This is a genomic window from Shewanella sp. DW31 (genome assembly GCF_015767295.1).
Taxonomy (GTDB): Bacteria; Pseudomonadota; Gammaproteobacteria; order Enterobacterales; family Shewanellaceae; genus Shewanella; species Shewanella oncorhynchi.
Genome location: NZ_JADWMP020000002.1, coordinates 1 through 17,666, shown reverse-complemented (window position 1 = coordinate 17,666; position 17,666 = coordinate 1). Strand labels below are relative to the sequence as shown.

The following is a 17,666-nucleotide window of genomic DNA, read 5'->3' as shown; positions in this document are numbered from 1 at the left end:
TGAACTCAGATAACGATGAACCTAGACAATACCGAGATAAGAATGTTGCTAAGTGCTCTCCAAAAAGCCAGACAATGATAACCATCAGCCGCAAGGCTTTGTCCTGCAAGGCCCTCAAATGACCGACTCCAGAACATCTAGCAAAAACGGCGTGAATGTGGATCTATTTTTTATTCCTCTGAGCGATATTTCATTGCCGCAAACATCACTCGCTCAGTCTTGGTTAAGTGATGATGAACTCGCTAAGGTCGCGCGTTATCGCGATCCGAAGGCGCAAATGAAGGGATTACAGGTCAGGGCAGCGTTGCGGGCCGTGTTATCTCGCTATGCGGATTTATCGCCACACGAGTGGTGTTTTGAATATGGCGCTAAGGGCAAGCCGAGTTTAACGGCAAAATTGCAACAGCAAACGGGGCTTGAGTTTAACTTAAGCCATAGCGGCGATTGGTTATTGATTGGTGTGACTCAGTTTCATGGTGTTGAGACTGGTTTATTTGGGGTCGATATTGAAAGATTGCGGCCGAAGACGGATATCTATCCAATCCTAAATCATTATTTTTCTCCCCAAGAAACGTCAGCCTTGCTCACTCTCGCCGATGAAGCGAGTCAGCGGCAGCGCTTTTTCGATTTATGGGCGTTAAAGGAATCCTATATTAAGGCGACTGGCCTAGGTTTAGCGCAGTCGCTTAAATCCTTCGGCTTTGATCTAAAGCCATTCGAGCAATTGGTGGCCGGATCGGTTGAGCTTAGATGCCAAGATGCAGCGTTGATGCCGTTCTATGGTGTGGCGCCTTTGCTGAGTGTCTATCCTAATATCCCGCTGCAAACCATTGATGCAAGTTCATTGTATTGGCAAACCTATTTTGGGCGTTTGACCGAGGAGTACCGTTTTGCCGTGAGCTTAGGGCATGCTGGTAACACCGAGATTTCCATAATGCTAACGGCGCAACTGAGCAGCATAGAAGCCTTACTTGCAGATTATGGTTAACTGGTCTTATTCATCTTAGGTTAAACATTGCTGGGTATAGTCACGCCCATAATATTTTGAATTTGAATGAAATAAATGAGGTTTAACAATGAAACGGATTAAGTGCCTAATACCTGCCACTATGATGGTGTTGCTATCTGGTTGTGGTTATTTTGGTGGCGATGAAAAGCAGCAATTGGAGCAGGCTTGGTTAGCCCAAGATCCACAGTTGCAGCAAGTGGTTGAGCAAATTCGTGCCAATGGCTTAGATGTTGTGGCTCAAAGCGCGGCAGCAGGCACAGTTTCGGCCTGTGTGGCTGAAAAACTCAGCCAAGATCCGCTGGGTAAGTTAGTCAATGTTGAAGGCTCACTGATGGAGTCGGCTAAAGTGGCAGAACTGCTGGGTGACTTACAGAAAGTAATGGAGCAAGACATCAGTTTTGATCAGGTCGCGAGCTTGCTACAAAAGGGCGCCGATGCGGCAGCTTATGCTAAAAGTCTTATCGAGCAACAAGGTTTAGATCAAGCCTTACAAAGCCTTAAGCAAATGGTGACCGCGAGCGAGCAATTTGCCCAGCAAGACTTAGGCGCGCATTTTCAGCAGTTATTGCTTGAGTGCAAAACTTCAGTCCCAACGCCAGAGTCAGCGAATTAATTCTGCTTTGTTAATCTGGCCTTTAAAGATTGCATGAGAGAACATGTCGTGCAAATGGCTATCCGTACTTCACTCTTTTGCTTACAGAACACGACTCGCCAAGTGTCAGAATGATTAGTGCTAGTGTAATTTTTCCATAAAAAAGCCCTGAAGGTTCAGGGCGTTGATTTGGTTATTTCGCGCTTGGTAGTGGGACGATTTCAAAGCTTTCATCGAACTTTACTAAGGTCGACGCTATCTTACCGAAGGCATCTTTATCACCCTCTAACTTGGCAGTACCCTTAGCCAGTAACTCTTTAAGTGTGACTTTTCCGAGTAAAATCCCCGTAATATAGCGTTTATCAATATAAAGATTGGCATTGGCCTCCATCGGTTTATCAACCTTAATATTGCTTAAATTACCGTTACTTAGTTCAACATAGAGCGTTTCTTGGGTGTCGGGGTTAATCACATTAAGCCGGATTAGCCCAAGTTCAGCAGCTTTGAGGCTATCGACTTTTACGGCGAGGAAGTCAAATAGGGTCGATATTTCCATTTCTCCTAAAATATCTGCTGAGGCCGATTTAGGCGCGCCAGGTTGAATGCCTACGCGTAACTCTTGGGCGCCAGTGAGGTAAATGTTGCGCCAGCCTGCCCCTTCGGCTTGATAACCCAGTTGCTCATAGGTATCGGCAAGTAATTGTCTTGCCTCTTTATTATTAGGTTCTGCCATCACGACTTTATTGAGTGCGGTGGCCACAAAACGGTACTCGCCTTGGGCATAGTCGGCTTTGGCGTGTTTCACTACGGCTTTGGCACCACCCATATACTCCACAAATTTCGTCGCTTCATCTTTTGTCGGTAGTGGGTTTAAGTTGGCGGGATTCATATCGAAATAGCCAAGGTACATGTTGTACACGGCTTTGGCATTATGGCTGTAGGTGCCATGGTAACCATTGGTGTACCAAGTATCGCGTACAGCCTTAGGGATAGTGGTTTGAATCGCATCGCCAATATCTTGAATACCCACGCCATTATTGGCTAAACGCAGGGTTTGATTATGCACTAGGCCATAGTTATCCCTTTGCATTCTTAAGTAATGGTTTATATCAGTATTGCCAAATACGGGGGCTGAGTGGGCAGTGAATATAACCTGTGCATCATTACCAAAATGGGTCAGTAATTCGTTGATATCCTTAGACCATTTTATCGCATCTCGAACTTTTGCCCCGCGTAAGGTATAAATGTTGTGCATGCCGTGGTAGGTGAGCTCTGCGGTCCACAATGCTTTCATTGAGGGAATATAGGTGGTCATTTCCGAGGCGGCTTCTGTGCCTGAGGCATCCATAAACACCATGTCGATACCATCAATGGTGAGTGTTTCCCACTTGTCTTTGGCATTTAAGGTGACATCGGGTTTAACGTAGGTCACTTCGCCTTTGGATAATCCCTTAGCAAGTGCGGCATCGACAATGCCTTGATCGTTTCGCTCTAATGTTGCGCCGTATTGATAGGCGGCGCGGCGGCTCATGGCATTACCGGCAAGCACGTTTTCGTCGACAATTTCTTTGGTGATATTATTGGAACCATAGACTTTGACGTTTGGGAACATGTCTTTGATGGCGCGGGAGCCGCCAAAATGATCTCCATGACTGTGGGAATAAATCATTGCGACTACGGGTAAGTTATTGCCCTCTGGTAAGTGTTTTAGCGCAAATTCGAGGGATAATTTTGCCGCTTCTTTGGTCAGCAGCACGTCATAAAGGATCCAACCCGTTTTACCGCGGATAAGGGTTAAGTTCGATAAGTCTGTGCCACGCATTTGATAAATGCCATCTGTGACCTTGTATAAGCCGTTAGACACCATATTCAATTGAGCTTGGCGATAAAGTGAAGGGTTTACTGTGTCTGGGGTTTTGTCGCCAATAAAGCTGAAATCGGCACGTAAAATGGCTGCTGTTGGTTCATCTAGTTCAGCAATAAGATTTTTAGAAAACTCTTCAAAGGCTTTTTTGTCAGCAAAATTAAGGCTTGCTGCTGAGGCTTTATTTACCGCAATGGTTTGCTCGGTGGCAGGCTTTCCCTGATAGTGCAGGCTAATATGTTCATGCTCGTGTTCAGCGGCCACGGCGCTTAAAGAGAAGCTGGCGATAATACTCATTGTCATCAAAGATTTTTGCATTATTTTACCTACCGAAAAGTGGGATAGTGTCGTCGATGGTTTGAGTATAGCCAGCTTGTGTATTTAGATTACTCGAGTTAGCTTGGGTTGTAATATTTATATAGTGAATGAGTGCACTCTTTTATGCCGACACGAAAGCCATTAGATTTAAATTTATTACGCGTGTTTATGGTGGTTTACCGTACTCGTTCATTCACTCAAGCGGCACAGGAGTTAGATTTAACACAGTCTTCCGTGAGCAATGCGATAAGCCGGTTCAGGGCTTGGGTCGGGGAGTCGCTGTTTAATCGAGTTGGACGGGGAATTGAGCCTACATCGGTGGCACGGGAGATGTACCGTAAATTTGAGCAGCCCATGGCGGATATTGAAACCGTATTACTGGGGTTTGAGCATTTTGATCCCAACTCGAGCCAGCGGCGCTTTTATGTATATGCTAATGAGTCGGTTATCGAAGCGCTGCAATCAGGCGTGCAGGCTTTATTACAGAATGCGGATATTGAAGTCATTTTCCGCGAGTCGCCGCCGCAGGAGGATGAGCTATATCGCGATATTTTGCTTGAGCGGGTCGCCGTTGCCATAGACATTAAGCCCGCGCAGCAAAGTTTGCTCTCGAGCAAATTACTCTTCACCGAAACCCTCGTTTGTATCGTCAGTTTGCAGCATCCTCGTATTCAAGGTGCTATCACCCATGGGCAGTATTTTGAGGAGAAACACGTCTTTTTAAATATGCGGCGTTTTAATTTGACTGCAGGGGATTTGTTTACCGAAGGCGTGTTACCAAGGCGCAAAATGTACAGTGAGCAATCATCTTTATTGAGTATGTTTGCAACTGTCGGCAAAAGTGAGGCGATAGGCATAGCGCCTTTGCGGTACGCCAGTCAGTACGCTGAGATGTTCGGCTTACAGATTTTACCTATGCCCCTGAAAACAAAGCCAATTGATTTGTATATGGTGTGGAGCAGTAAATATACCCAAAACCCGAGCCACCAATGGCTACGGCGTTTATTGCTTAATGCGAGTGCAAACACTGTGAATAAAAAAGCTCTGAATCTAGCGAGCAGCTAGGGCTAGCGATTCAGAGCTTTGTTGCAGTTTTTAAACCTTATTTTCTATCTCAGATTGTTAATCTAATCGCCTAAGAAGGTCATTACTGTCTTGCGAGTCTGTGGCTTTCACCAGGTTGCTCGAAGTCACTGCGATAAGGGTTGATATCTAAACCACCGCGACGCGTGTAGCGGGCGTAAACTGTCAATTTAGTGCAATGGCAAAAACGTTTTAAATCGACGAAAATTCGCTCGACACATTGCTCGTGGAATTCGTTATGTTGGCGGAAAGAAATCAAATAGCGCAGCAGTTTCTCGCGATCGATTTTAGGGCCTTGATAACGGATCATCACGCTGCCCCAATCGGGTTGCGAAGTGATCAAACAGTTGGATTTCAGCAGGTTTGAATTAAGCGTTTCCGCGACCGTTTGCTTATCGTCTGTACTGTTAACTAAGTAATCAGGATTAAAACTATAATCGCTGACTTCAATATCGAGATCGTCAATACAAGTGCCAGGTAACTCAATAATACGCTGAATACCAAAGCTTTTGGGCTCGATAATCTTAACGCTAACATCACCTTGAGCACACTGACTTAAGTCTTGCACTAAGGTTTTTTGCAGTGAATCTAGGCTATCAAACTTGGTTTGATTAAAGCTATTGAGATACAGTTTGAACGATTTCGACTCAATCAGATTCAGGCTTTCATAGCTTAAATGAAATTCAGCTATGGCCACCATAGGCTTACCTTTGGCATTTAACCAAGACAGCTCATAACCCGTCCAGATATCGGCACCATGAAACGGTAACGTCCCAGTGAGTGCAATAGCATTACGGTTTAGTGAGCGTGGAACCCCTTGCAGCAGCGACGCATCATACTCGGCTTGGTAGTCGGTGGCTTTACCTAAAGTCAGGCCAACAAGCGCTTGCGCATCACTATAGGGATCGTGATTCTGTGTCATCAATACTGTTTCCATGTCAAAATAGGCGCACATTATACCTGAAATTGGATTGTGCTTAAGTGTCTTGTCTGCCCGCACTCGATAAATTTTTGCAAAACTATCATCAAGCTTACTTAACGAGTTTAGGTGAACTACCGCGTTATTACCCACAGGGTGAGCCTTCTGTGTGTATTCAAGGCGAATTTCAACCCGATCTTGAACAGGCTGTTTCTTGGCAGCCAGTGAAACGCAAAGTTGAAGGCAGTTTCGCCAATGTAGAGCATGCACTGGAGTTAACTTTATGGCCAGAGATCAATGATTTTTACGGTCATTATTTCTCCGCCCCAGTATTATTTGACTCTAAGTGGGGCACGGGGGAGTTACTGCAAGTCTGGAATGATGACGATTTTAACTGCCTGCAACAAAACTTGATTGGTCATCTGATGATGAAGAAAAAACTGAAGCAGTCACCGACTTGGTTTATCGGTCTGTTAGATGAGGGAGATAAAATGCTCACCATCAATAACAGTGATGGTAGCGTATGGATTGAAATCCCTGGTGAAGTGCAATCTGAGCAATTGTCCTCGAGTTTGACTGCGTTTATCGAAGCATTATCGCCACGGATAGCACCACCCGTTAAACATGAAGAATTACCTATGCCCGCATTAGAACATCCTGGTATTTTCGCCAGTTTTAAACGTATGTGGCAAAACCTTTTCGGTAAACGTTAACTTCTGTGAGCGACATTTTTATTATCAACCTAAGTATTAACTCAACCTAAGCGTGGCTTATCTTAGGTTGAGTTCTGCAAGGGATAAACAGATGTTATTGATGATCCCAAGACAGATTCGACACTATGCGGCAAGGCTCGCAGCGAAAATGGAACATATCCAATAAAGGTTCATCGAGTTTCCAATCATGACTGCCACAACGTGGGCAAGGTCGCGTTTTTTCTGTGGCTAAATCTTGGCCGCCAACGCGATATAAGTAGTAATAGGTCGGGATCTGAGTGAGATATTCGATACGACCGCGCAAATCCCAACCTCTGCGAAATAAATCACTGTCAGAACTCGATAATTCCTCTAGCGCGGCAAATTCTGCCTTGGTGGCCGCTGCCATTTGCAGCTCGTCGCAGGCTTGCCATTCGCTCTGCCAACGGATAATACGTTTATGATCGCCATTAAAGGTTGCGGGTATACGGTACAGGGGAATGGGCAATAAATTGTCGCCGCTGCGTAGGGGCGAGCACATATGCACAAAACTGGTGTATAGCAGTTGCCAGCTGGGTGTTTCGGTATTACTTACTTCAGAATTGATATCCTGACCAATAAACTTTTCCCGCGGCGCGAGTAGTTTAGCGTCGGTTAATTCTACTAAGGCTTTTTTGACCCAAGGGCTGTGATATTTGTGCGCTAAACTGCTTTTCTCTGGCATCAATAAACGCACTCTAAACTCACCGTCATTAAAGGCGACCGCAAATTCTCGTCCTAAGATTTGGCCATTAGCTCGATAGGCTTCAAGGAGCTGATTAATGGCCTTCTCGGCGGCAGATATCGTGGTGTCGGCGAAGCATTCGAAGCGCAGTTCAGTAACAAACATTAAGCTGTTTTTCCTTGGATTTCTAATAAGTTGATGCGTTGTTTAAGTTCAAGCAGTTCGTTTTTTAATTGCATTATTTCTGTTTTTTGCTGCTCAGCATGACGTTCAAAATACGCCTGTTGCATCTGCAGGCGCTCGGCGAGCACTGCAAGGGTTAAGGTATCGTTAGTTGCGGGAGTGTCAGTTGTAGGGCTGATAGTTTGCAACTCAGCTAAACGCTCGCGATCCGCCTTAGGCATAGATTTAAATTGCTGTAAGCCTTGGATCAATATAGGTAAAGGTAGGCTACTACCTAAACGGGTTTTAATTAAGGCAAGGCTCGGTACTTTACCGCAGGCTTCGAGCGAACGTGCGGCCGCTAATACTTGGTCAAGGGGACTCATAATTAGCAAAATTCCTTAATTTGTTGAATTGTTTAAACCAATTTTAAAATAATAATTAATTTTTTCATTTAAAAACAGTGTGTTGTCTTGTGGCATTTATTTTGCTTATTGTCCAGCCGAAATACCATTTTTAAGCTTCAATAATAATTACATAGGATGTCACAAGATGAACCATAAATTGAATAACAAACTTATCGCCATCACTTTTTTAGGGCTCGCAAGCTTAGGTCTTAGCGGCTGCGTGGTCAATGTCGGTGATGGAGAATCGGGCTGGGATAGCAGCGAATCTTGGGAGAAAGTGCAGGATAAAAATCGCACTAACTTAACCAAACTGAGCTTAGGTATGCCTAAAGACCAAGTGATGATCTTAATGGGCACCGCTGATTTTAGTGAAGCCTATATTCAACAAAGTGCTCAACAAGGTGAAGCCAATAAAGAAGTCTTAGTGTTGTTTTATCGTACCCAGCGTAATAATGGCGATGGAAAAACCACTAAGGATGAATGCACGCCTATCGTGCTGAGCAACAATGCCTTAGTGGGTTGGGGCGAAACGGCTTACGGTAAAATCTGAACCAACGAGTCTTATCGTTTACGTAGCTGAGTGTCTAATTGCTCAATGGGCTCAGTCCAGAGGGCATCGGCTTCTAAACCTTCAATGATAAAGCTCTTTTGGGCAGGGGTCCAAAAGGGCGCTTGGCTTAAATGGATGTGATGGTCGATATCATGGGTTGCAATAAACTGCGCTATGGCCTCGTCGCTACTGTCTAAACCGAGTTGCTCAAACAAGTGGCTTAAGTCTACTGGAGTTGTATCCATCATTATTTCCTTTTCAGTATAGTGCCTTCGTTTAGAGTAAGCGCCTGATTGAAAAATGCAATCTATGATTAAAATTTGCACTTTTTAGTTTCCTTGGTAGATTAACAGTTACGCATAAAAAGTGTGAGCTAAGTCAAGGAATGCTAACGATGGACAATGAAATTCTGGAGGACTGCCGCGCAGTCTATTTGACCGCGGAAGACTTACGCATTGCCGCTTCTATTCTCTATAACGCTTACCATGATGATCCTTTTTTTGTCGATTCACTCTTTACCTCAGACAAAGCCGCTTATGAGCAAAAATTGCGCGCCGCAATCAGGGAAGAACTCAATACGTTATGGCAACAAAAACAAGCCCTCATTGGTTTATTCGACCATGAAAGACTCTTTGGGTTAGCCTGTGTAGTTACTCAAGAAGTGCCTTTAGGTGAAGGACGTTATTGGCACTGGCGCTTAAAGATGTTGTTAGGTACAGGTTGGCAATCGACTCAAGCGCTAATGAACAAAGAGTCCAGTATTATTGAACTTTTACCCAGTAAGCACTGCGGTATTTTGCAGTTTATTGCTCTTGCACCAAATGAACAGCACAAAGGACTTGGACATAAGTTAGTGCAAGCTGTGGTGAGTTGGTGTGATGAGCAGCCTGATTTGGATGGCATTGGTGTGTTTATCGCTCAGGAGAACCACTTGCAACTGTTTACTCAGCATGACTTTGTATCCATAGGCGAGCTGAGTATCGGCAGTGTCCATGGCCAGCTTTTATTCTATTCGGTTCAACAAGATGACTAACTCTTATAAACGTTTCGCCGATTTTTATCCTTTCTATTTATCCCAACACCAGCACCCGACTTGTCGGCAATTACACTTTGTTGGCAGTTGTTTAGTTCTGCTGCTGATTGGCATTGCCTTGGTTTCACAAGCCTGGTGGCTATGCTGGTTTATTCCTATTGTTGGTTATGGTTTTGCATGGGTGGGACACTTCGTATTTGAGAAGAATCGACCCGCGACATTTCAGTATCCTTTTTACAGTTTGATGGCAGATTGGGTGATGTTTGCGCAGATGATCCGCCGCTTTTTTAAACGTTAAAAAAAATTGCCCGAGTGAGATGCCCATGCCCGTGTGAGAGATCGCTTACAAACGTTGTAGGACATAATGTTTTCTTTTTGATTGTTTTTCGTCCTTCTGTATTTAATTTTAAATAGAATCATTGGGTTGTATTTATTTTTCTTTGGTTGGTCCGTAATTAATTTTGTAGTCCGTTCTTTGAGCCGAACAAAAACGTTAGGGTTAACGTAGAATTCACTCATGGTCAAAGCAAATGGATAGCAAGGAAAGCGAAACAGGCCAAAGGGACGCAAGAAGCAACGAATTAAGATTTCAAGGTTGAAATCGCTGACGGTAGGAAAGCTGTCATTCGCCTCGGATATGCTAAGGAAAAGCAGGATTGCTTTTCAAGGATGATTAGGGACAGTGAGTTGTATCGTCAGGATGATGAATTTCAGGAAGAATACAGGACACGCTTAAGGATTAAGCATGAACTCGAAACAGGATGTATCGAGATAAGGATAAAGTATAAGGGTGAACAGCTTGTACTAATCTATGGAAAATAAATTTTGCAGGATGCAATAGGAATACGTCATAGGAAGTGACAGGCTCTGTAAAAAGGATTTACAGGTCAAGGGACTGAGTGTTATCTCACGTAAGTTTGATACACAGGGACGAAAAGGAATTACAGGGACGACGCAGGACGCAAGTAGACGCATGGATGGTGCAGGGAGCACAAATCGAGCAGGACGGCTTACAAAGGATAAATGGGGCGCACTTTAGTTGCGCCCTTTTCTTTGGTTCATTTTCCGCATTAATCTGGTTTTACCAAGCTATAACGCTATTCACACAGACTTTATCTTCACGCTGCTTAAAGACATCTTGCCGTAAAACATGTTTACCAGTCTTACTTCTCTTATTGCCCAATGATTTACTCTGTGTTGACTGTGTTGACTGTGTTTTGGTCATGCGCCGAATGCTTGTCGAATTTTGAGCGATAGCGGTTTATGTATAAGTCCTTCAGGGGAGAACATCTAGCGCTTTGCTTGCTTTTGATTCGAATTGCCATCCTCCGTGTAAGAGATCTCTCACAAGTATGTAAGTAATTTGTAAGTCCAAAGAGTGGCTATGTCTCTGGGTTGGTTATTATTTTTATTTATATCAGTTGGTTAGTTTATTTTTCATCAGTTAAGCTCACTATTTTCATTAACATTTTAAATAATCCGCAATGAGTACTTTTGTTGGTTGGCGTAGAATTCATCTTGTAGAAGGAGTTACGGGCAACAGGATGTTGGCGATCAGGATGATCGAACAGTGGCTAAGGAATGTGACTTAAGGAAAGATAGGGATATAGGCCTTTCAGGATGAAAGAGAGCCAATACCAAGGAAGGGAGACTATCAAGGATTGATAGACTCATTGCATAGGATGGCAATGGCACATGGAGTGCAATTTAAATTGAATGGATGCAATACCCGTTTCATGGATGATGATGGAACCGCTCAGGAAAGAGCAAGCTTGGGACTGGATGACCAAGAGATAGGGAAGTACATGAGTACAGGGACCTCAAGGATTGAGCAGGGATGAAGCAGGACGCAGATTGACGCATGGATGGTGCAGGGAGCACAAAAATAGCGGGATAGCTTAACAGAGAATAGGAGGGCGTGGCTTTAGGGCCGCGCCCTTTCTTTTTTAACTTTGACAGTGAGTTATTTTTTAGCCGTATTTACGATAAAAAAGAATGATGTCTTGCTCTATATGTTGGCTCACATTTTATTTGAGCCAACATTGTCGATAAAAGCTTAATGGCATTTGCCTGAGTTACAACCACTTTGCGTACCACACCCGCCAAACTTACCCTGTGACGTTGGGGCTTCATGCCATTCGGGCTCAGGGAAGATAGGCCATTCAATCTTTTGAATTTTCTTGCCTTGCATCCAAATATGGCCACGATATTGGTTAATGCCGTCGGTGCTGAATTCAAATAAATATTTCGCCTTCCAGCAGATCCCCGTCGTGCCGCCAATGCTAGGGCGGGCAGTTTCCATGGCAATGGCTAACAGTTGAACTTTTTGTCGCCAACATTCTTTTTCGGCAAAAATACGGCTCAACTCTGCCATTTGGCGTAGTTGCCAAAAGAATGCGGCAATCACGACGAGGCCAATAATTAACAGTAAATCTGACATCATTTGCTAGCTGCCTTAAACAAACCACCTATGGCTTGTGATAGTTGAACACTTCGATTGGGATTTCTTAATTCGCCTAGTAGTTGATTGCGCAAACTAGGAATAGCCACAATATCAGCAAAGACCTGATTAAAAAAGGCTTGGGGCTGCAGTGCTAAAGCTTCTAAGTAAAGACTGCGACTTGAATTTTGTTTTAATACCGACCAGTTACGTCCGGCAATGCTGATGAGGGCATTGGTATCTAAAGAGGATTGGCCGTGTAGATGCGCAAACGCTTTTTGGCTGTGTTTGGCGCTAGAAGCCAAAGCGCGAAGGAAATAGGCTTGGTGTTCTGGCGCTGCGTCTTGAAGTTTCGCGAGAATCTTATCGGCGAGTGTGTCGCTAATCAGTAAGTGTTCAAGGCATTGGCATAGGGCGATTTGCACTTCGATGGCGGCTGTATCAAAACTCGATACCAAGTGCTGCTCATGATCAAATTCTTTTGCGCGTACACACACATCAGCTATGCCTTGCATTCCAATATGTTGCCATTGTGATGGGGCAACTTGGCCTGACAGATATTGCACGGCAAACTCGTATTGTGATGAAGCGCGTTGGCCAAGTTGTTTACGAACGAGTGCGTTAAATACGGCAAGTTTTTCCTGGCTTGGCTTGAAATTAAACGGATTATTCGCGAGTCGTTCTTGCTGCTCATCACTGAGTGGCTGAGTGGGATCTTGCCCTAATGCCGCTAATATCATTTCGATAAATTGTGAGCGAGGCGCGGGCGACAGTAATCCTTGCTCATCTAACGCCAGCTTTAGAAACCAAATAAAGTGCTGCTGGCTTGCATCCCAAAAGACAATAGCAAATTGTGCATGCCCTTGAATGGGATAAGGATAAGGGGCTGACAGAGATTCGATTTGGTGAAACGCGAGCATATCAATATGTTGCACCCTACGGCCAAGATCATACACTTGGAACTGGGTTTTGGCTGTGGTTAAAAACTGGCTTAAAGTAGTAATTTCAGTCATTTGGCTGCCATATCAATCAAAGAGGCTCAATAAATTGGCGCCATTATAGGGGGAAGTGCGTCTGGATGGTATGATTGCGGCACTTTAATCGACCTATTCGGCTTGTGGATTGTGGCAAGTTCCTCAATCACAATGGCTAATATGAGAATGGATCTGAAAGCTATGTTATACAGTCAAACCCAAGCTAAATTGGCTCAGATTACCCACGCGCTGCAAGCGGCAGAGTTGTGGTCTGAGCAAGCGCCTTCTGCCGCAGCAATGGCAAGCACAGCACCTTTTGCCTGTGATCTTATGCCCCTTGAGCAGTGGCTGCAGTTTATTTTGCTGCCTAGAATGCAGACTTTAATCGAAACGAGGGCGCCATTGCCGACGCAAATTGCGATTGCCCCTATGGCTGAACATGTTTGGCTGGATATGCCCCCGCGCCAAACTTTAATTAGCCTATTAAATGAATTGGATATGTTGTTAAATGAATCAAGATGATATCTGGCTTGAAACGCCTGAAAATGCAGTGAATGTATCCCAAGAGGATGATTCAGAAGAGCAGGCGCCTGAGATTGAAATTCTTTATGAAGATGAGCATTTAGTGGCAATTCATAAAACCGCAGGCTTATTGGTCCACCGCAGTTATTTAGCGCGTCGGGAGCGATTTTTTGCCATGCAGCTGACCCGTGATTTAGTGGGCTGTCATGTGTTTCCTGTACATCGTCTCGACAGGCCGACATCCGGCGTGCTCTTGTTTGCCAAGAGTAGTGAAGTGGCTAATGCTCTGTGTGAGCAATTTGCCTCCCATACGGTTGAAAAACAATATCTGGCTTTAGTGCGCGGTAATATGCATGAGAGCGGTATTTTAGACTATGCGCTTAAGGTTGAGTTGGATGAATTAGGCGATAAGAATGCCGATCCTAACAAAGCCGCGCAGGAGGCTGTGACGGCTTATGAGCCATTACTCAATACTGAAATTCCGTATTCGTCAGGTCGATATTCCACTAGCCGATTCGCACTGGTACGCTTGAGTCCAAAAACGGGGCGTAAGCATCAGCTTAGAAGGCATATGGCACATTTACGCCACCCCATCGTCGGTGATACCACCCATGGCGATGGTAAGCAAAATGCATTTTTTCGTGAGCATTTCAGTATTAATCGCCTGTGGCTTATCGCAAAAAAACTCACCTTTACACATCCAATAACTCAAACTCGGCTCAGCATAGAAACCGAGCTCGAGTCCGAGTGGGAAACCGTGTTTGCCGAGCTAGGTTGGGACGAGGCGACCTTGAGTCAGCAAGCTGAGTTATTCATCGCCCAAGAGGCGTGAACAGCAAGCGGCCAATGCTTGATATGGTGATATCAACTTAGCCGCGTGAATAAAATTAAGTGCATTCACTTTGCTTTGTTATTGAAACTAAAGTCATCGAATTTAAAACGAGGTGGATTGCTTAATCGAGGAGTTGTGGCGTTTGTGCTGTTTGTGGCCGCAGCTCTTGCATCATAACGGCTAAGGTTGAGAATCCAGACGTGAGTGCAAGTGGCGATATGAGATTTTGCTGGGCGGAGTGGAAGTAGTTTTTACGTCGAATATGGGTTGTTTTGTGGTGCTGCTTGAGGTGTTTTTGGCGGGTGGACTGTCGCATTAGATATTTTCTCACGCTCAATGGCTTGATTTATAAAAAATTTGCGCCTTAGCTTGCTCATACGCTGAACAATAAAGTAAGGTCAGCCTAATAAGGTTTGCAACGCGATGTGGAGTGTATCATGAAAAAGGTGAATCTGGTGTTTGGCACTGTATATGGTAGTGCACAATTTGCCGCTGAAACCCTAGAGAAAGAAATGCAAGTTTTAGGTTATGACGTCACATTGTGGCAACCTAATGAGGTAGCAAGCTTTATTCCTCCTCAGGATGAATTGTTAGTGGTGGTGACTTCGACGACCGGACAAGGGGATTTACCCGATGATATTCAGTCTTGGTATCATAATCTTAAATATCTAGCACCCTATTTACCTGAGCTTAGATACAGTGTGATAGCTCTAGGTGATTCAAGTTATGAGACTTTCTGCGGTGCAGGTAAGTCTGTAGATGCACTCTTGAGTGAACTTGGCGCTAAGCCGCTGGTGGAATTACTCGAAATTGATGCCTGTGAAACCATGGAACCTGAGGTTGAAGCGATAAAATGGCTAGAACGCTGGAATCAAGTCGTCAAAACCGAGCTCGTCGCTTAGGTAGTTTCGTCAATCTACAGTGGTTTAAATTTGCCCAGCGCTTAAGCCAAGCGCTGCTTATTCCTATTGCCATTTTACCCGCAGCTGGGGTTATGCTCGGCTTAACTGTTAGTCCGATTCCTTTTATGCCCGAAGAGCTGACAGTGCTGATGCTGGCGGTAGGCAAACTCATTTTCGCCATTATGCCGATGTTATTTGCCGTGGCTGTCGCTATTGGTTTTTGCCGCGATCAAGGCATTGCCGCCTTTTCGGCAGTGTTTGGTTATGGAGTGATGACGGCGACGTTAGCCGCACTGGCCGATTTGTATCGACTTCCAACCCACCCTTTATTAGGAATGGATACCTTAGATACTGGGATTGCAGGTGGCATGATGCTCGGTGGTATTACTTGCCTCGCAGTCCGTTGGAGTCAATATATTCGCTTGCCTGCGATTTTCTCTTTCTTCGAGGGACGTCGCAGTGCATCTTTACTTATTATTCCCCTAGCGATGAGCCTAGGTTATGTACTCGCCCATGTGTGGCCACCCTTAGCTTTATTGATTGAGCTCGTATCCGACTGGGCGGTTTATCAAAAACCCGCCATCGCCTTTGGCGTTTATGGCGCATTAGAGCGGTTACTTATTCCCCTTGGCTTACATCATATTTGGAATGCGCCTTTTTACTTAGAGGTGGGCCAATATCAGTTATTGGGGCATGAAGTCGTTCGTGGTGAGGTGGCGCGCTATTTAGCGGGCGATCCGCAGGCAGGAAACCTTGCCGGTGGTTATCTGATTAAAATGTGGGGATTACCGGCGGCTGCACTGGCAATGTGGCGCTGCGCAGATCCCTCAGAGCGGAATCGCGTGGCGGGTATTATGCTCTCGGCGGGGGCGGCAAGTTGGTTAACTGGGGTGACTGAACCTATCGAATTTGCTTTTATGTTTGTGGCGCCGATTCTATTTATTATTCACGCCTTACTCACTGGGCTCGCTTATTTTGTCTGTATTATGCTGGATATTCACCACAGCATAGTATTCTCCCAAGGGCTGGTGGACTTTACGCTGCTATTTCCATTGTCCCGTAATGCCAGCTGGTTTATTTTCCTTGGGCCTTTAACCGCCATAATATATTACCTGTTGTTTAGGCTGAGTATTTTAGCCTTTAATTTGAAAACTCCCGGTAGGCTTGAGCATAACGACAGCAAAGGACCCAAAGAAAGTTTACGGGCGATTATTGCGGCGCTCGGCGGGCGTGAAAATATCGTTGAACTTAATGCTTGTTTGACACGGTTACGCTTGAGCGTGCACAAGCCTGAGTTAGTCAATAAGGTGCGTTTGAGTCAGTTGGGTGCTAAGGGCGTGATCGTTATGGGCAAAGGTGTGCAGGTGGTTTACGGCACTAAGGCCGAAACTTTGCGTAAAGTATTGCAGCGTTACTTAGATACTCGCCGCTAGGATTGTGTTTTTACAAAATTAACTGCTTAATTTTTACATTTTATTGATTCAAGCCTCTGAAATATCATTTTTATTTTCGCATTATAGGGTTTTCATACTGTTCAGCATGATTTGCTATGGCAAACTCGATGTAGGGACAATATAGGAGAGCCAACTTTGCAACAAATGACTGAAACTCGCGGTAATACTTCGCCATCCATAGAGCGTAAAATCTTACTGACGGATTGCGCTGATGCCCAAGGCCTCATCGCTAAAATCACCAGTGTTTGTTTTACTCATAAACTGAATATCATCAAAAACAGTGAGTTTGTGGATAATGCCCAAGGGCGTTTCTTTATGCGAACTGAGTTAGAGGGCATTTTTAACAGCGAACAGTTATTGCAGGATCTGCGTGACGTACTGCCTACGCAAAATCATATGACGTTAGTTAGCGCAGGTAAAAAACGTATTGTGGTGTTAGTCACAAAGGAAGCGCACTGTTTAGGCGATTTGTTAATGAAAGCCTATTACGGTGGTTTAAGTGTCGAGATTGCCGCTGTGGTGGGTAACCATGATGCACTACGTGAATTGGCAGAGAAGTTTAACATCCCCTTTCATCTGGTGAGCCACGAAGGCTTGGACCGAATTCAACACGAGCAAGTACTGTTGGCCGCGGTATCGCAATATGAGCCAGATTATCTGGTGTTGGCTAAGTACATGCGGGTGCTAACTCCAGATTTTGTGGCGCAATATCCTAATCGCATCATCAACATTCACCATTCTTTTTTACCTGCCTTTATCGGCGCAGCACCCTATCGTCAGGCTTGGGAGCGCGGGGTGAAAATTATCGGTGCGACGGCGCATTTTGTGAATAATTGCCTCGATGAAGGGCCGATCATCAAGCAAGACGTGATTCCCGTCGACCACAGTTATAGCGCCTTAGAAATGGCACGTGCTGGGCGCGATGTTGAAAAGAGTGTATTGAGTAAAGCGCTGCAATTAGTGCTCAACGAACAAGTGGTCGTGTACGGCAATAAAACGATCGTTTTCTAAGATGTAGGTGAGTCGTGGCAATTGCATGACATTCAGCGGCGTTTATTGTCATCCCAAAACCACCGCCTCTGGCGGTGGTGATTGTTCCTTGAGGCTATAGTCTGAATTACGCCCATGCTAAAAGAGACTTCTTATTCACCACAAGTAAGAGGAAACGAAAAGCATGGGCGATTATAGA

General features: G+C 44.8%; 20 protein-coding genes. 12 read left to right on the top strand and 8 right to left on the bottom strand.

Annotation, left to right across the window (positions count from 1 at the left end):
• Positions 1-118 precede the first annotated feature (118 nt).
• Together GWI56_RS02470 and GWI56_RS02465 are read left to right on the top strand one after the other, a co-directional pair.
• The gene (locus GWI56_RS02470; RefSeq protein ID WP_198572046.1) at positions 119-988 is read left to right on the top strand and encodes a 4'-phosphopantetheinyl transferase superfamily protein; all 870 of its coding nucleotides are present in this window, start codon (positions 119-121) and stop codon (positions 986-988) included.
• Positions 989-1,076: 88 nt separating this feature from the next.
• Positions 1,077-1,622 (top strand): hypothetical protein, encoded by a 546-nt coding sequence (locus GWI56_RS02465; protein WP_198572045.1) that lies wholly within the window; start codon positions 1,077-1,079, stop codon positions 1,620-1,622.
• Positions 1,623-1,794: 172 nt separating this feature from the next.
• On the opposite strand, the gene GWI56_RS02460 is transcribed toward GWI56_RS02465, so the two are convergent.
• A complete protein-coding gene (locus GWI56_RS02460; protein ID WP_198572044.1) occupies positions 1,795-3,783 on the bottom strand; it encodes an alkyl sulfatase dimerization domain-containing protein in 1,989 nt (662 codons plus the stop codon).
• A 123-nt stretch (positions 3,784-3,906) separates the two neighbouring features.
• Here GWI56_RS02460 and GWI56_RS02455 point away from each other — a divergent pair, with 123 nt between their 5' ends.
• The gene (locus GWI56_RS02455; RefSeq protein WP_198572043.1) at positions 3,907-4,848 is read left to right on the top strand and encodes a LysR family transcriptional regulator; all 942 of its coding nucleotides are present in this window, start codon (positions 3,907-3,909) and stop codon (positions 4,846-4,848) included.
• Between the two features lie 82 nt (positions 4,849-4,930).
• Here the strand turns inward: GWI56_RS02455 and queF are convergent, their stop codons facing one another.
• Complete coding sequence (gene queF, locus GWI56_RS02450; RefSeq protein WP_105249734.1) at positions 4,931-5,788, bottom strand: NADPH-dependent 7-cyano-7-deazaguanine reductase QueF; 858 nt, start codon at positions 5,786-5,788, stop codon at positions 4,931-4,933.
• A 59-nt stretch (positions 5,789-5,847) separates the two neighbouring features.
• Between queF and syd the strand changes: the two genes are divergently transcribed.
• On the top strand, positions 5,848-6,498 hold the full coding sequence (gene syd, locus GWI56_RS02445; RefSeq protein WP_028760624.1) for a SecY-interacting protein: 651 nt from the start codon (positions 5,848-5,850) through the stop codon (positions 6,496-6,498).
• Between the two features lie 94 nt (positions 6,499-6,592).
• Here syd and GWI56_RS02440 read toward each other — a convergent pair whose 3' ends face one another.
• Both GWI56_RS02440 and GWI56_RS02435 read right to left on the bottom strand, forming a co-directional pair.
• Positions 6,593-7,366 carry a Zn-ribbon-containing protein gene (locus GWI56_RS02440; protein ID WP_198572042.1) on the bottom strand — a complete coding sequence of 258 codons (774 nt, stop codon included), beginning with the start codon at positions 7,364-7,366 and terminating at the stop codon, positions 6,593-6,595.
• Positions 7,366-7,749, bottom strand: coding sequence for a hypothetical protein (locus GWI56_RS02435; RefSeq protein WP_131523814.1), 384 nt, complete (start codon positions 7,747-7,749; stop codon positions 7,366-7,368). The genes GWI56_RS02440 and GWI56_RS02435 overlap by 1 nt, the downstream gene beginning before the upstream one ends.
• 166 nt (positions 7,750-7,915) lie before the next feature.
• Here GWI56_RS02435 and GWI56_RS02430 point away from each other — a divergent pair, with 166 nt between their 5' ends.
• Positions 7,916-8,320, top strand: coding sequence for a DUF3192 domain-containing protein (locus GWI56_RS02430; RefSeq protein WP_081729086.1), 405 nt, complete (start codon positions 7,916-7,918; stop codon positions 8,318-8,320).
• A gap of 11 nt (positions 8,321-8,331) precedes the next feature.
• Here GWI56_RS02430 and GWI56_RS02425 read toward each other — a convergent pair whose 3' ends face one another.
• Entirely contained in the window at positions 8,332-8,565 is a 234-nt protein-coding gene (locus GWI56_RS02425; RefSeq protein WP_028760620.1) for a DUF2789 domain-containing protein, read from the bottom strand.
• A 149-nt stretch (positions 8,566-8,714) separates the two neighbouring features.
• On the opposite strand from GWI56_RS02425, the gene GWI56_RS02420 reads away from it, so the two are divergent.
• Complete coding sequence (locus tag GWI56_RS02420; protein ID WP_028760619.1) at positions 8,715-9,353, top strand: GNAT family N-acetyltransferase; 639 nt, start codon at positions 8,715-8,717, stop codon at positions 9,351-9,353.
• Entirely contained in the window at positions 9,346-9,651 is a 306-nt protein-coding gene (locus tag GWI56_RS02415; protein WP_105249730.1) for a DUF962 domain-containing protein, read from the top strand. Before GWI56_RS02420 ends, GWI56_RS02415 begins: the two co-directional genes overlap by 8 nt.
• Positions 9,652-11,409: 1,758 nt before the next feature.
• Here GWI56_RS02415 and GWI56_RS02410 read toward each other — a convergent pair.
• Both GWI56_RS02410 and GWI56_RS02405 read right to left on the bottom strand, forming a co-directional pair.
• On the bottom strand, positions 11,410-11,796 hold the full coding sequence (locus tag GWI56_RS02410; RefSeq protein WP_105249728.1) for a DUF3301 domain-containing protein: 387 nt from the start codon (positions 11,794-11,796) through the stop codon (positions 11,410-11,412).
• Positions 11,793-12,806, bottom strand: coding sequence for a DUF3549 family protein (locus GWI56_RS02405; RefSeq protein WP_198572041.1), 1,014 nt, complete (start codon positions 12,804-12,806; stop codon positions 11,793-11,795). Before GWI56_RS02405 ends, GWI56_RS02410 begins: the two co-directional genes overlap by 4 nt.
• Positions 12,807-12,968: 162 nt before the next feature.
• Between GWI56_RS02405 and GWI56_RS02400 the strand changes: the two genes are divergently transcribed.
• Together GWI56_RS02400 and truC are read left to right on the top strand one after the other, a co-directional pair.
• Positions 12,969-13,289 (top strand): YqcC family protein, encoded by a 321-nt coding sequence (locus tag GWI56_RS02400; RefSeq protein WP_198572040.1) that lies wholly within the window; start codon positions 12,969-12,971, stop codon positions 13,287-13,289.
• The gene (truC, locus tag GWI56_RS02395; RefSeq protein ID WP_198572039.1) at positions 13,276-14,121 is read left to right on the top strand and encodes a tRNA pseudouridine(65) synthase TruC; all 846 of its coding nucleotides are present in this window, start codon (positions 13,276-13,278) and stop codon (positions 14,119-14,121) included. The genes GWI56_RS02400 and truC overlap by 14 nt, the downstream gene beginning before the upstream one ends.
• A 121-nt stretch (positions 14,122-14,242) precedes the next feature.
• Here the strand turns inward: truC and GWI56_RS02390 are convergent, their stop codons facing one another.
• Positions 14,243-14,437 carry a hypothetical protein gene (locus GWI56_RS02390; protein WP_105249725.1) on the bottom strand — a complete coding sequence of 65 codons (195 nt, stop codon included), beginning with the start codon at positions 14,435-14,437 and terminating at the stop codon, positions 14,243-14,245.
• A 121-nt stretch (positions 14,438-14,558) separates the two neighbouring features.
• Here GWI56_RS02390 and GWI56_RS02385 point away from each other — a divergent pair, with 121 nt between their 5' ends.
• From GWI56_RS02385 to purU, 3 genes are all read left to right on the top strand, one after another.
• Entirely contained in the window at positions 14,559-15,023 is a 465-nt protein-coding gene (locus tag GWI56_RS02385) for a flavodoxin (RefSeq protein ID WP_198572038.1), read from the top strand.
• Positions 14,975-16,456, top strand: coding sequence for a PTS transporter subunit EIIC (locus GWI56_RS02380; protein WP_198572037.1), 1,482 nt, complete (start codon positions 14,975-14,977; stop codon positions 16,454-16,456). Before GWI56_RS02385 ends, GWI56_RS02380 begins: the two co-directional genes overlap by 49 nt.
• Positions 16,457-16,621: 165 nt before the next feature.
• On the top strand, positions 16,622-17,488 hold the full coding sequence (gene purU, locus GWI56_RS02375) for a formyltetrahydrofolate deformylase (RefSeq protein WP_113938988.1): 867 nt from the start codon (positions 16,622-16,624) through the stop codon (positions 17,486-17,488).
• The last annotated feature ends 178 nt before the right edge of the window (positions 17,489-17,666 follow it).